Source organism: Agrobacterium sp. 5Ca39 (assembly GCF_055382365.1).
On record NZ_AP026437.1, the window covers coordinates 1,460,192 to 1,472,862 of the forward strand.

The window sequence follows — 12,671 nt, forward strand, 5'->3', positions numbered from 1 at the left end:
ATCAATCCCGGCATTGGCTGAGGCTAATAGAGGGTCCGGCGGTAGTCCTGCTCCAGCTGCTCATCCATCTTCCGCAGGTCATCCCCATTTGTCGGAGTGCGCGACGTTTCATCCAAGATGATCTTGATAAGCGAGGGCATTTCCGACCGGGACTGGTGATGCGCGGGATCCCACAGGTGGGAGCGCCGGAACGCCTTGGCGCAATGCATGAAGACCTCATCCACCTTCAAGACGATGGCAAGTTTGGGAATACGATCCGCAACGCTCATCAGCTTCAGTAGTTCTGGATCGTTGCTCAGTGTCGCTCGCCCGTTCACCCGCAGGGTGTCGTCGAAACCGGGCACGATAAACAAGAGACCGACAATGGGGTTGGCGATGATATTGCTGAGCGTATCAAGGCGATTGTTGCCCGGCCGGTCCGGGATCGCCAGCGTGCGCGCGTCGAGAACCCTTACAAAGCCCGGCGGATCGCCGCGGGGGCTGACATCGGCCTTTCCCTCAAGGTTTTGGGTGCCGATGCAGAGAAAGGGCGAACGCCGAATGAATTCCTGCGCATGTTCGCCGAGCCTGTCCTGACACTTCTGTAGCGCGAGGGCATGTGTCGGCTCGAACAGGCCGCGAAGCGACTGCTCATCCGTGATTGCGAAGTCTGGATTGAGTTCCAAGGCCGCCATGATCTCCCCCTCTGAACTGCCCTGCCCAAGGGGCCCAAATCCCGGTCAGCCGTCCTCCCGACCCCGTTTTCGCTCCATTTGCGCCTTTTTGAGGTACGTACCTCATAAATTGATATACATGGCTTGCCCGCTGCGATCAACAGTCGAAATCAGGCAACAGACGAAATCGGGATTTTGAGCGAATGTAAAAAAGGGGCCGTCATTTCCGACGGCCCCAGCTCTGCGGTGGATGGGAGGGGATTGTTATCAGTGCGCCGCGTCTGGTGGCGGCGCTGCCTTGGGTTTCTGGATCAGGATCGTCATGAAGATCAGGCTGGAAAACAGCAGCGTCAGCGCGAAGAACACATCGGCGAAGGCTAGAATCCATGCCTGCTGCGAGACCATGCCGACCATTTTCTTGACCGCGACGGATGCGCCGTCCAGCCCGTAGGAATCATAGTTGGCGCCGACACTGTTCAGCCATTCCAGCGCCTTGGGGTTGGAATAGCTGATATGTTCGGCCAGACGCACATAATGGTCGTCCGTGCGCTGCGACAGCATGGTGTTGATGACGGCAAGACCAACGGCCCCGCCGAGGTTACGCGTGAGGTTGAACAGACCGGACGCGTTGCGGATACGGGCGGGCGGCAGGGTGCCGAGCGCGATGTTGTTGATCGGCACCATGCACATCATCAGGCCGAAACCGCGCAGGATCTGCGGGATCAGCAGCTCGTAGAAATCCCAGTCGGTCGTCACATGCGTCATGATCCAGGTGCCGCAGCCGAAGCTGATGAAGCCGATGGCCATCATCGCCCGCGGATCGAGCTTGGTGGAGACCTTGCCGGCAATCGGCGCGGTGAAGAACATCGCAAGGCCGGACACGAACATGGTCTCGCCGATCATCAGCGCGTCATATCCCCTCACGCGGCCAAGATAGAGCGGGTAGAGATAGGTCAACCCGTAAAGCCCGATGCCCATGACGAAGGAGAACAGCGAGCCGATGGAGAAGTTGCGGTCCGCAAAGGCGCGGATATCAACCACGGGGAACTCCACCTTGAAGGCGCGCCAGAAAAAGACGACCGCGCCGATAACCATGGCGACCGTTCCCATGACGATGTGTTCGTCGTTAAACCAGTCCTTGTTGTTACCCTCTTCCAGCACATATTCCAGCGAGCCGAGAAAGACGGCCATGGAGATGAGCCCCCACCAGTCGAACTTCTTCCAGAGCGACCGCTCCGGCTTGTCGAAATCGATCAGGCTCCATGTCAGGATGGTGACGATGATGCCGGGGATGATGTTGACGAGAAACAGCCAGTGCCAGGAAAAGGCGTTGGAAAGATAACCGCCGACCGTCGGGCCGATGGTGGGCGCAAGCGTGGCGACGAGACCGATGATCGGCGACACGACAGAACGCTTCGACGGCGGGAAGATGGTAAAGGCGGCCGCAAAGACCGACGGGATCATGCCGCCGCCGATAAAGCCCTGGATCGCGCGGTAAACGATCATCTGGTCGATATTGGTGGCAGTGGCGCAGAGCGCGCTCGAGATCGTGAAGCCCGCAGCACAGGTGGCGAAGAGCACGCGCGTGGAGAGGATGCGCGCCAGCGTGCCCGACAGCGGGATCATAATGACTTCCGCGATCAGATAGGACGTCTGCACCCAGGCGATCTCATCCGAGCCGGCGCCGAGGCCGGCCTGGATTTCCGCCAGCGAGGCGGAAACGATCTGAATGTCGAGAATGGACATGAACATGCCGAAGACCATCGCGAAGAATGCGATGAGCCTGCGCCTGTCCATCGGAGGATCGGCGGGGATGGACGCCCCGCCCGTACCGACAACCGTAGCCGCCATGATCTTGCCCTCAACGGTGCGTCAAAGACGCGCCTTACTTGGCCTGCGGATTAGCTTGCGCCGTTCTGGTGGTTTCCGGCGCCGTGCGGGTGTCGACATCGACAACAACGCTGAGGCCCGCGCGCAGATTATGCTTTTCGAGGTCTTCCTTGGAGAAGACGATCCGAACCGGCACGCGCTGGATGACCTTGGTGAAGTTACCTGTCGCATTTTCCGGCGGCAGCATGGAGAAGACCGAGCCGGAACCCGGCGAGATCGACTGGACCGTGCCTTCGATCGTCGCGTCGTCAAAGGCGTCGACATGCACGCGCACCTTCGAACCGGGTACGACGCGGGCGAGCTGCGTTTCCTTGAAATTGGCGTCGATATAAAGCTCGTTCATCGGCACCAGCGAAGCCAGACGCTTGCCGACAGACACCAGATCGCCATTCTGTACCGCGAGATTGCCGATAACGCCGTCATAAGGCGCCTTCAGAACCGTGAAGGACAGATCGCGGGCCGCCTTGTCGCGGGACAGCTGCAGCGAACGGATGGTGCTTTCCGCCTCCTGACGCTGGGCGCGCAGGAGCTCCACATTGGCCTTGGCCGAAGCGATGGCGGCATCGCCGGCCACGACATTCGCCTTGGCCTGATCGAGCGCGACCTGCGCATTATCGGACGCGGCAACCGTGCCGACATCCTTTGCCTGCAGCTGGCTTGCGCGCTTCTGGGTGATTTCCGCACCACGAAGGGCTGCATCCAGCGCGCCCTTCTGGGCAACGGCCTGCTCGAGCGCCGCTTCGCCGCCGATGATCTGCGCATCGATACGCTTCAGAGACAGTTCCTCGGTGCGGATCTGCGCTTCGGCCTGGTCAAGCGCGATACGATAATCGCCGTCGTCAAGCGTCACCAGCGGGTCGCCCGCCTTGACTTCCTGGTTCTCGACCACGTTCACCCTGGCGACGTAACCGGAAACCTTCGGCGCGATGACCGCGATGTCACCTTCGATATAGGCGTCGTCCGTCGACACCAGGAAGCGACCATCGATCCACCAGTTGTAACCGTACCAGCCAGCACCGGCCAGCAGTGCAATGGCAATGACAGGCAGAAGCTTCGAGCGCTTCTTCTGCTTTGGTGCCGGCGCTGCCTGCGGCTGCTGGGAAGGCGCCTCCGCCGGCTTTGCGGGAGAGGTCTCGGCCTTGGCGGAGATATCCGCCTCTTCCGCATCGTTGACGGCGCGAACCGCATTATTCTTCTGGGCCGACATGAGAGAGCTTACCGTGATAGATTGAAGAAAGTTTTTCGAACTGAACCGTTCGGTTCGATTGACATAATCTCTTTCCTGACACATATCAAGTGTTATCGAACCGATTGGTTCGACGTTCGGTTAATTTTTTTTACGCCGTTGTGATGCTATGAAGGCGGTAGCGATGGCAGGTGAAGACAGGGATATGGAGACGGAAACGGAAACGGGCTGTCCGGGCAATGCCGCCGGGCGTTTTGCGGCGGGCGAAGACCCGGCCAAACGCGAGCAGATTCTGGCAGGTGCCTGGCGTGTGTTCAAGCGCAAGGGCTTCGATGCGGCCAGCATGAACGACATCACGCGTGAAGCGGGCGTTTCCAAGGGCACGATCTACGTCTATTTCTCCAACAAGGAGGATCTGTTCGTTGCGCTCGTCGACCACCATCGCAACGAATTCGCCACCTCCATGCGCCATATCCTTGAGGGCACCGAGGAGGTGCGCGAGGGGCTGGAGCAGTTCGGCAAGGCCTTTGCCAACAAGATGATCTGTTCGGACATGATCCCCGCCATGCGTTCGGTGCTCGGCGTCATCGATCGCATGCCAAAACTGGCGCAGCGCTTTTTCCTGTCGGCTCCGAACAACGTGCGCACCGTGCTCCTGGATTTCATCCAACATCAGGTCGAAATCGGCCACCTGAAAGTGGACGATCCTGAACTGGCCGCCCGGCAATATATCGAGCTTTCCACCGGCACCTTCTTCAAGCTGCGGCTGTTCGGCGAACTGGAAGGCCCGGTTCCCGACGAGGAACTGGACCGGGTTATCAGCAGCGCCATCAACGTATTCATGGCGGCTTACGGAACAGACAAAGCCTGAGACCATTCAGCAAGGGACGGCCTGACCGGCATCAGGCCGGCAAGGCGATGGCGTCCGATACGCGGTTTGCGCGAAATTTCGATGAAATCTTGCCAAACACAGGAGCTATCTCCTTGTTTCTCGCGTATTGCGCTATAAATTCCACCCACCGAATATATCGGCTGGCCTTGTTGCTGAAAGGAAAACATACCTGATGGAGTCCATTCTCCCTCTTCTGTCGGACCCCGCCGCCTGGGTGGCGCTCGTCACACTGATCGTCATGGAGGTCGTTCTTGGCATCGACAACCTGATCTTCATCTCCATTCTCACCAACAAGCTGCCGCCTGAACAGCGCGAAAAAGCCCGCAAGATCGGTATAGGCCTCGCGCTCGTCATGCGCCTTGGCCTGCTTGGTACCGTCGCCTGGATCGTGCAGCTCACCACACCGGTCTTCGAAGCCTTCGGCCACCCATTCTCGTGGAAGGACATGATCCTCATCGCCGGCGGTCTCTTCCTCGTCTGGAAGGCGACCAAGGAAATTCACCACAATGTCGACCCGGAAGACCACAAGGAAGACCTGGTGGGCGGCCCTGTGGGCATGAATTTCGGCGCCGCCATCGGCCAGATCCTGCTGCTCGACCTCGTCTTCTCGGTGGACAGCATCATCACCGCCGTCGGCATGACCCCTCACCTGCCGATCATGATCGTCGCCGTCATCGTGGCCGTGACAGTCATGCTGCTGGCCGCAACGCCGCTCGCCAATTTCATCGAGCGTAACCCCACCATCGTCATGCTGGCGCTCGCCTTCCTGATGATGATCGGCACGACACTGATCGCCGAAGGCATGGGCTTCCATGTTCCCAAGGGCTACGTCTATGCCGCCATGGCGTTCTCGGCACTGGTGGAACTGCTCAACATGCTGGCGCGCAATGCAAGGCGAAAGAACAAACAGCTGCATTGAGTGATAGCTGCAACGACTGGTAGGGCCCGCAGCATGCGGGCCTTGCATAACCGGACCAAGGGGGCCGACACATGGCATCGCCCGAAGGGACGAGAACATGGCTTTCGTCATTAAAGCGGAAATCTCAGACCCCGACGCGGAAACTTTCGCATTCACCGCGCAGAAAACCATGTATGGCGGCAAGACCATCATGGCGGGCGATACTGTTTTCCTGTTTGCCAGCGAAAATGAGGGCGGGCACGGCCTCATTGCGAGCGGCGTCGTGACAGCCACCCGGGCAATTGCCCGCAGACCGGGCATCGCGCGCCAAACGCCCCGGGTCGATCTCACCATAAAGAGAACGGCAACGGCCTGGCGTCCTCTCGGCCGGGCACAGTTGCGGGATTTCCGGGACTGGGAGGACGGGCAGCCTGAGACCGAACTCAATTTCAAACTTTACCGCCAGGCGACAGACAAGATCGTCGGCATATCTGACGAGGCAACACGTTTTATCGAGGCATTTTTCAAGCAATGAAATGATGTGCGCAGGCACGAGGAACTCCCGCCCCGCACTTGCGTTGATGAGCAGGTCCCTGACAAAAAAAGCAAATACGATTCCATCCCCCGCATGCGAAAGTAACCCGCACAAATGACGACAGACCAGATCCTCGCCTTCACCGTCATCGCCGGCATGATGGTGGCCTTCATCTGGGACAGGTTTCGTTATGACGTCGTCGCCTGCAGCGCGCTGCTGGTGGCTGTAGCACTCGGCGTCGTGCCTTTCGACAAGGCATTTTCCGGCTTTTCGGATGATATCGTCATCATCGTCGGCAGCGCGCTGGTTGTCAGTTCGGCGGTGGCGCGTTCAGGCATCGTCGACATGACGATCAAGAAATATTTCCCCGAGATGCATTCAAAAGGCCTGCAGCTCGCCTTCCTGATGATCGTCGTCGCCGTCATGTCGGCCTTCATCAAGAACATCGGCGCACTCGCCATCATGATGCCTGTCGCGTTCCAGTTCGCCCGCAAATCAGGAAGCCCGGTTTCCTATTACCTGATGCCCATGGCGTTTGCCGCCTTGCTGGGCGGGCTGATGACGCAGATTGGCACATCGCCAAACATCGTCGTCTCGCGCCTGCGTGAGGAGATGACCGGTAAGAGCTTCTCGATGTTCGATTTCACGCCCGTTGGGGCTGGCCTCACCGTCATCGGCATCATCTTCCTGACCTTCGGTTATCGGTTGCTGCCGGTGCGCAACCGGGAAAAGGCCTCTGTCGAGGATATTCTCGACCAGTCCGCCTATACCGCCGAAGCGACGCTGCCTGCAGACAATACCTTTGCGGACAAGCCGCTGCGCGAACTTCTCAAGCAGGCCGATGGCGATGTCATCGCCAGCACCATCCTGCGCGGACCGCGGCGCATTTCCCCCTTTCCCGACGTGACGCTGAAGGCCGGAGACACGGTTCTGCTCGAAGGCAGCCCGGAAGGCCTCGACCGCATCGTCTCCCAGGCAAAGTTGCTGCTTTCCGGCAAGCCCCTGATGGAGAACGGCCAGAAGACCGCCGACCTCATTTCCATGGAGGCCGTCATCAGCAACGAATCCGTTCTGAACGGCATTTCGGCGCGGGAACTCGCGCTGTCCTATACGCGTGGCGTCAACCTGATCGCGGTGAGCCGGCGCGGCCAGCGTGTCAGCCAGCGGCTCTCGGAACTGACATTGCAGGCGGGTGACGTCATCCTTTTACAGGGCAGCCGCAAGAACCTGCCGCAGGTGCTGCAGGAATTTTCGCTGCTGCCGCTGGCGCAGCGGGAGATTCTGCTCGGCGTACAGCGCCGCGCGCTTTTGCCGGTCATCGTACTCGCCGCCGCCATGATCGCGGCCGGCAGCGGTCTGGTCCCGGTCTCGGTCGCCTTTTTCGCAGCCGCCTTCATGATGATCGTCGTCGGCGCCATTCCGCTGACCGAAGTCTACAAATCCGTCGATGGCCCTATCCTCGTCATGCTCGCCGCCCTCATTCCCGTCAGCGACTCACTGCGCACCAGCGGCGCCAGCGAGTTGATCGCCGCCTGGCTCGGCAACGCGGCTCAGGGCCTGCCGCCCTTTGCCGCGCTCGGCATGATCCTGCTCACCGCCATGGCGGTTACGCCCTTTCTCAACAATGCCGCAACGGTGCTGGTCATGGCGCCGATTGCCGCGGGTTTTGCCACCACGCTCGGTTTCCGGCCGGAGGCCTTCCTGATGGCGGTGGCGATCGGCGCGGGCTGCGATTTCCTCACCCCTATCGGGCACCAGTGCAATACGCTGGTCATGGGTCCCGGCGGTTATCGTTTCAGCGACTACCCGCGGCTTGGCCTGCCGCTATCGATCATGATCGTCCTCGCCAGCATTCCCATGCTGCTTTACGTCTGGCCGGTCAACTGAAGCCAGCCGGCAGGACCGGCCGACCTCTGGAGACTTCATATTTCCTTGACGCCTGCGGCAGAATATGGCCTAAGCCCAAGCCGAACGGGAATATGAAAAAGGCACTTTCCTTTCGCCTTTCGACATGATGTCCTGCCGCATCCAAACGAAAACTCCGTGGTATCAGGGTGGAACCGCCCCGATGTCACCGCCACGTCACGACGAGTGAAATTCATGACCACTTCCGGCGTTCGCGTCCGCATCGCACCTTCCCCCACCGGCGAGCCGCATGTCGGCACCGCTTATATCGCGCTGTTTAACTATCTCTTCGCCAAGAAACACGGCGGCGAGTTCATCCTGCGCATCGAGGATACCGACGCCACCCGCTCGACCCTCGAATATGAGCAGAAGGTGCTGGAAGCCCTGCGCTGGACCGGCCTTACCTGGTCGGAAGGCCCCGATGTCGGCGGCCCTTACGGTCCGTATCGCCAGTCAGAGCGCAAGGCGATGTACTGGCCCTATGCCGAAGAGCTGCTGGAAAAAGGCCATGCCTTCCGCTGTTTCTGCACGCCCGAGCGGCTGGAGCAGATGCGCGAGGCCCAGCGCGCCGCCGGCAAGCCGCCGAAATATGACGGACACTGCCTCAACCTGAAGGCCGAGGAAGTCACCGCCCGCGTTGCCGCCGGTGAAGCCAACGTCGTGCGCATGAAAATCCCGACCGAAGGCTCGTGCGATTTCCATGACGGCGTTTATGGCGATGTCTCGATCCCGTGGGATTCCGTCGACATGCAGGTGCTGATCAAGGCCGACGGCATGCCGACCTATCACATGGCCAACGTCATCGACGACCATCTGATGAAGATCAGCCATGTGGCGCGCGGTGAAGAATGGCTGGCTTCGGTGCCCAAGCACATTCTGCTGTACCGTTATTTCGGCTGGCAGGAGCCGGTGTTCATGCATCTCTCGCTGATGCGCAACGCCGACAAGTCCAAGCTTTCCAAGCGCAAGAACCCGACCTCGATCTCCTATTATTCCGCGCTCGGTTACCTGCCGGAAGCGCTGATGAACTTCCTGGGCCTGTTCTTCATCCAGATCGCAGAGGGCGAAGAGCTTCTGACCATGGACGAGCTCGCCGCGAAGTTCGACCCGGAAGCGCTTTCCAAGGCCGGCGCCATTTTCGACATTCAGAAGCTGGACTGGCTGAACGGCCGCTGGCTGCGCGAAAAGCTTTCGCCGGAAGAGTTCATTGCCCGCACACTGGAATGGGCGATGGAGAATTCCCGCCTGACCGAGGGCCTGAAGCTTGCGCAGAGCCGCGTTTCCAAACTCGGCGAGCTGCCTAACCTTGCCGGCTTCCTGCTCGCAAGCGATGCCGGCCTGACGCCCGCCTCCTTTGCCGGGCTGAAGAGCAAGCCGGAAGAAATCCACGAAATCCTCACCACGGTTGCCGCAGACCTCGAAAAGATGCCCGACTGGAACGTGGAAGCCATCGAGGCGGAGTTGCGCGATGTGGCCGAACGCACTGGCAAGAAGCTGCGTGTCGTCACGCCGCCGCTTTTCGTCGCCATGTCCGGATCGTCGCGCTCGCTGCCGCTGTTTGACTCGATGGCGCTGCTTGGCCGCTCCGTCGTGCGCCAGCGCCTGAAGGCTGCGATCGCCGTTGTGGCCACGATGGTTGGCAGCGGAAGCTGATGATGACGTGCTGGCGGTGACGGCAGCATTTTAGAATACGCCCTTTGCCTGGGGCTCACCCCCCTCTGCCCTGCCGGGCATCTCCCCCTCAAAGGGGGAGATCGACAAGCGGCTGACACCTTGCCCATGGAACGGGCGGGCGCGGCATCTGATCTCCCCCCTTGAGGGGGAGATGTCCGGCAGGACAGAGGGGGGTAACCCAGAGCGCCAAGGGTAACCGCAACGAACAAGCCCGCTAAAGGCGAACACGATGACCGACACCAAGACCGAAACCACCGCCCTCTCCTCCGACGCGACAGAAGTGCGCCGCCAGAAACTTGCGCTGCTGCGCGAGCAGATCGGCGACGTTTATCCGGCGCATTTCCACCGCACGATGAGCAATGCCGAGCTGGCGGAAAAATATGCCGATATCGAAGCCGACGTCGAGACCGGTGATACGGTGACGGTGGCGGGGCGCGTTTATTCCTCGCGCAATTCCGGCATGTTCATGGATATTCATGACGCCTCGGGCAAGGTGCAGATCTTCTCGCACAAGGATACGACGCCGGAAGCGGCGCGCAACCTGCTGCCGATGATCGATATCGGCGACATCATCGGCGTGACTGGCAAGGTGCGCCGCACCAAGCGCGGTGAGCTGACGATCAACGCCGAAGAAATCACCATGCTGACGAAGTCGCTGCTGCCAATGCCCGAGAAATGGCACGGCGTCTCCGACATCGAGCTGCGTTACCGCAAGCGCCACCTCGACATTCTCTCCAACGAGGAATCCAAGCTGCGATTCCTGCAGCGCTCGAAGATTCTCTCCGGCATCCGCCGCTTCATGGAAGCCGAAGGCTTCCTCGAAGTCGAAACGCCGATGCTGCAGACCGTCTATGGCGGTGCAACGGCCGACCCGTTCAAGACCTTCCACAACACGCTGAAGATGGACATGTATCTGCGCATCGCGCCGGAACTGTTCCTGAAGCGCACGCTGGTTTCGGGCCTGTCCGACAAGGTTTTTGAAATCAACCGCAACTTCCGCAACGAAGGCGTCTCCACACGGCACAATCCTGAATTCACCATGATGGAGTGCTACTGGGCCTATGCCGACTACGAGGACATCATGGGTCTCGTTGAGCGGCTGTTCGAGACGCTGGCGATCTCGCTCCACGGCACCACAGAGGTGGAATTCCAGGGCCAGACGATCTCGTTCAAGGGTCCGTTCAAGCGCGTGCCGATGCCTGATGCGGTGAAGGAAGCAACCGGTATCGACTTCCTCGCCATCAAGACCGACGAAGAAGCCCGAGCTGCCGCCAAGGCCGCCGGTTTTGCTGTCGAGAAGGACTGGACCTGGGGCGAATGCCTTGCCTTCATCTTCGAAGAGAAGGTGGAAGGCACGCTGATCCAGCCGAGCCACGTCACGCACTTTCCGAAAGACATCTCGCCCTTCGCCAAGGAAGTGCCGGGTGAACCGCGCCTCGTCGAGCGTTTCGAAAGCTATTGCAACGCCTGGGAAGTTGGCAACGCCTTCTCGGAACTCAACGATCCGGAAGAACAGCGCCGCCGCATGGTGGAGCAGCTGGAACAGGCGCATGCGCGTGGCGAAAAGGACAAGCAGCTGGACGACGAGTTCCTCGACGCCATCGACCAGGGCATGCCACCCGCCGGCGGCCTCGGCATCGGCGTCGACCGCCTGATCATGCTTTTGACCAACGCCCCGTCGATCCGCGACGTCATTCTCTTCCCGGCCCGCCGCAACAAGGCGGATTGAGGCACCAGGAGCGCTGCCCGGTTCGAATTTCCGGGCAAGCTGCAATCCCCTTGAAGTTGGCGCTGAAAGGTGAATATTCACTCAACCTCATCCTCGGGCTTGTCCCGAGGATTTGCTAACGTAGCGATTTTGTTGACGTGCTTAGAGGCGTGGGACAAGCCCAAGGATGACGTCGCGCAAGCATGACAAGGCAGCGTCGGCGGAACCTGCCGCCGGCATGAAACAGGAACGCATCGGCAACAGCCGAATCCCTCTCAATGCCCCGCCTTGGCCTTTTCGCCAGCAGCTTCCTCTGCCACCGCCGCCTCTCCGTCCATCGGTTTTTCCTCCGCCGCCTGCGCGGTGGTCGAGCCTTTTCCGAAGATCAGTGACTTCAGATAGGACAGGCTGAAGATGCTGCTGCCCTCGGCTTCCGGTGTCGAGGTCAGAAGCTCGTCGGTGACGGTCTCACCATGCGCTTCGGGAGACGGAGTTTCATCATGTGCTTCCGGAGCAGTTTCGCCATGGCCGGGCTCCGTTGGCGCAGCGTCATGTTCGCCGCTGGCCCCGCCCTTGCTTTCGCCGTGACCTTTGGCGGACTTGCCCTCGTGGCCGCCCGCTTCCGGCTCCGCAACCGGCGTCGCACAATCGGCGAAGTCGCTGAGGCTGGCAGCCATAGCTTCGGTATCTTCAAGAGGCAGATCGATGCGCAGACCGTAAAACTGGCCGCTGCCATTTGCTGCGCCGTCATAATAGAAGGCTGAATAACGGCGGGCCTCGGCGCCCTCGGGAATTTTCGCCGGATCCGGAATGAAGACCACCTGTGCGGCAATGGCCCGGCCGCGCATTTCCGAACGCAGCTGCGGACCGTTCCTGTCAAGCACGGAGACCTGAACCAGATCGGGCTTCTGTTTGTCGTAAACCGCTTTGGCGACGCGCAGGGCGGTTTTCAACCGCTCCGTGCCGTCTCCGCCTTCGGTGCGAATGAACTTGCGTACCCATAGCGAGCCGTTCTTGCGGATATTCACTGTCTGGACTGCGTCGCAGGAAAGCCCGTTGGTGGAGGCATAGGATGGGCCAAGCAGCCGCTCGCTGCCGATGAACACGGCAGCGGAACCGGTCGCGCCTGCCAAAAGCAGGATCCCGCCTCCAATCATAACGAGCTTGCGCGAAAACCGCATTCGTCCGAATACAGCTTTCACCCGCAACATCCTGACATCAAGTACCCCGCCTCTCGCCCTCACCCCGGAAACGTGGCTCGAAGGATGAGGAACACACGCGGGATAAGCTTCGGACCACGCTGTCCGAGCCTTCCGATAGTGCCGCTTTC

General features: G+C 60.3%; 10 protein-coding genes. 6 read left to right on the forward strand and 4 right to left on the reverse strand.

The window, feature by feature from the left end:
* Positions 1–23: 23 nt before the first annotated feature.
* The 3 genes from ACZ47E_RS20435 to ACZ47E_RS20445 all read right to left on the reverse strand — a co-directional run bounded on the left by ACZ47E_RS20435 (position 24) and on the right by ACZ47E_RS20445 (position 3,750).
* A complete protein-coding gene (locus ACZ47E_RS20435) occupies positions 24–674 on the reverse strand; it encodes a pyridoxamine 5'-phosphate oxidase family protein (RefSeq protein WP_072493042.1) in 651 nt (216 codons plus the stop codon).
* 246 nt (positions 675–920) lie between these two features.
* Entirely contained in the window at positions 921–2,504 is a 1,584-nt protein-coding gene (locus tag ACZ47E_RS20440; RefSeq protein WP_077986917.1) for a DHA2 family efflux MFS transporter permease subunit, read from the reverse strand.
* A gap of 34 nt (positions 2,505–2,538) precedes the next feature.
* Complete coding sequence (locus tag ACZ47E_RS20445) at positions 2,539–3,750, reverse strand: HlyD family secretion protein (RefSeq protein ID WP_004445212.1); 1,212 nt, start codon at positions 3,748–3,750, stop codon at positions 2,539–2,541.
* A 163-nt stretch (positions 3,751–3,913) separates the two neighbouring features.
* Here ACZ47E_RS20445 and ACZ47E_RS20450 point away from each other — a divergent pair, with 163 nt between their 5' ends.
* The 6 genes from ACZ47E_RS20450 to lysS all read left to right on the forward strand — a co-directional run bounded on the left by ACZ47E_RS20450 (position 3,914) and on the right by lysS (position 11,362).
* Positions 3,914–4,600: a TetR/AcrR family transcriptional regulator gene (locus ACZ47E_RS20450; protein WP_004445213.1), complete on the forward strand. Its 687-nt coding sequence runs from the start codon at positions 3,914–3,916 to the stop codon at positions 4,598–4,600.
* A gap of 193 nt (positions 4,601–4,793) precedes the next feature.
* Positions 4,794–5,540, forward strand: coding sequence for a TerC family protein (locus ACZ47E_RS20455; RefSeq protein WP_004445214.1), 747 nt, complete (start codon positions 4,794–4,796; stop codon positions 5,538–5,540).
* 97 nt (positions 5,541–5,637) lie between these two features.
* Positions 5,638–6,054 carry a hypothetical protein gene (locus ACZ47E_RS20460; protein WP_022562749.1) on the forward strand — a complete coding sequence of 139 codons (417 nt, stop codon included), beginning with the start codon at positions 5,638–5,640 and terminating at the stop codon, positions 6,052–6,054.
* A 114-nt stretch (positions 6,055–6,168) separates the two neighbouring features.
* Positions 6,169–7,941: an SLC13 family permease gene (locus ACZ47E_RS20465; RefSeq protein WP_278067594.1), complete on the forward strand. Its 1,773-nt coding sequence runs from the start codon at positions 6,169–6,171 to the stop codon at positions 7,939–7,941.
* 213 nt (positions 7,942–8,154) lie between these two features.
* Positions 8,155–9,612 (forward strand): glutamate--tRNA ligase, encoded by a 1,458-nt coding sequence (gltX, locus tag ACZ47E_RS20470; RefSeq protein ID WP_022562751.1) that lies wholly within the window; start codon positions 8,155–8,157, stop codon positions 9,610–9,612.
* Positions 9,613–9,862: 250 nt separating this feature from the next.
* Positions 9,863–11,362 (forward strand): lysine--tRNA ligase, encoded by a 1,500-nt coding sequence (gene lysS / locus ACZ47E_RS20475; protein ID WP_004445220.1) that lies wholly within the window; start codon positions 9,863–9,865, stop codon positions 11,360–11,362.
* Positions 11,363–11,616: 254 nt separating this feature from the next.
* On the opposite strand, the gene ACZ47E_RS20480 is transcribed toward lysS, so the two are convergent.
* Complete coding sequence (locus tag ACZ47E_RS20480; RefSeq protein WP_034496798.1) at positions 11,617–12,522, reverse strand: hypothetical protein; 906 nt, start codon at positions 12,520–12,522, stop codon at positions 11,617–11,619.
* Positions 12,523–12,671: the final 149 nt, after the last annotated feature.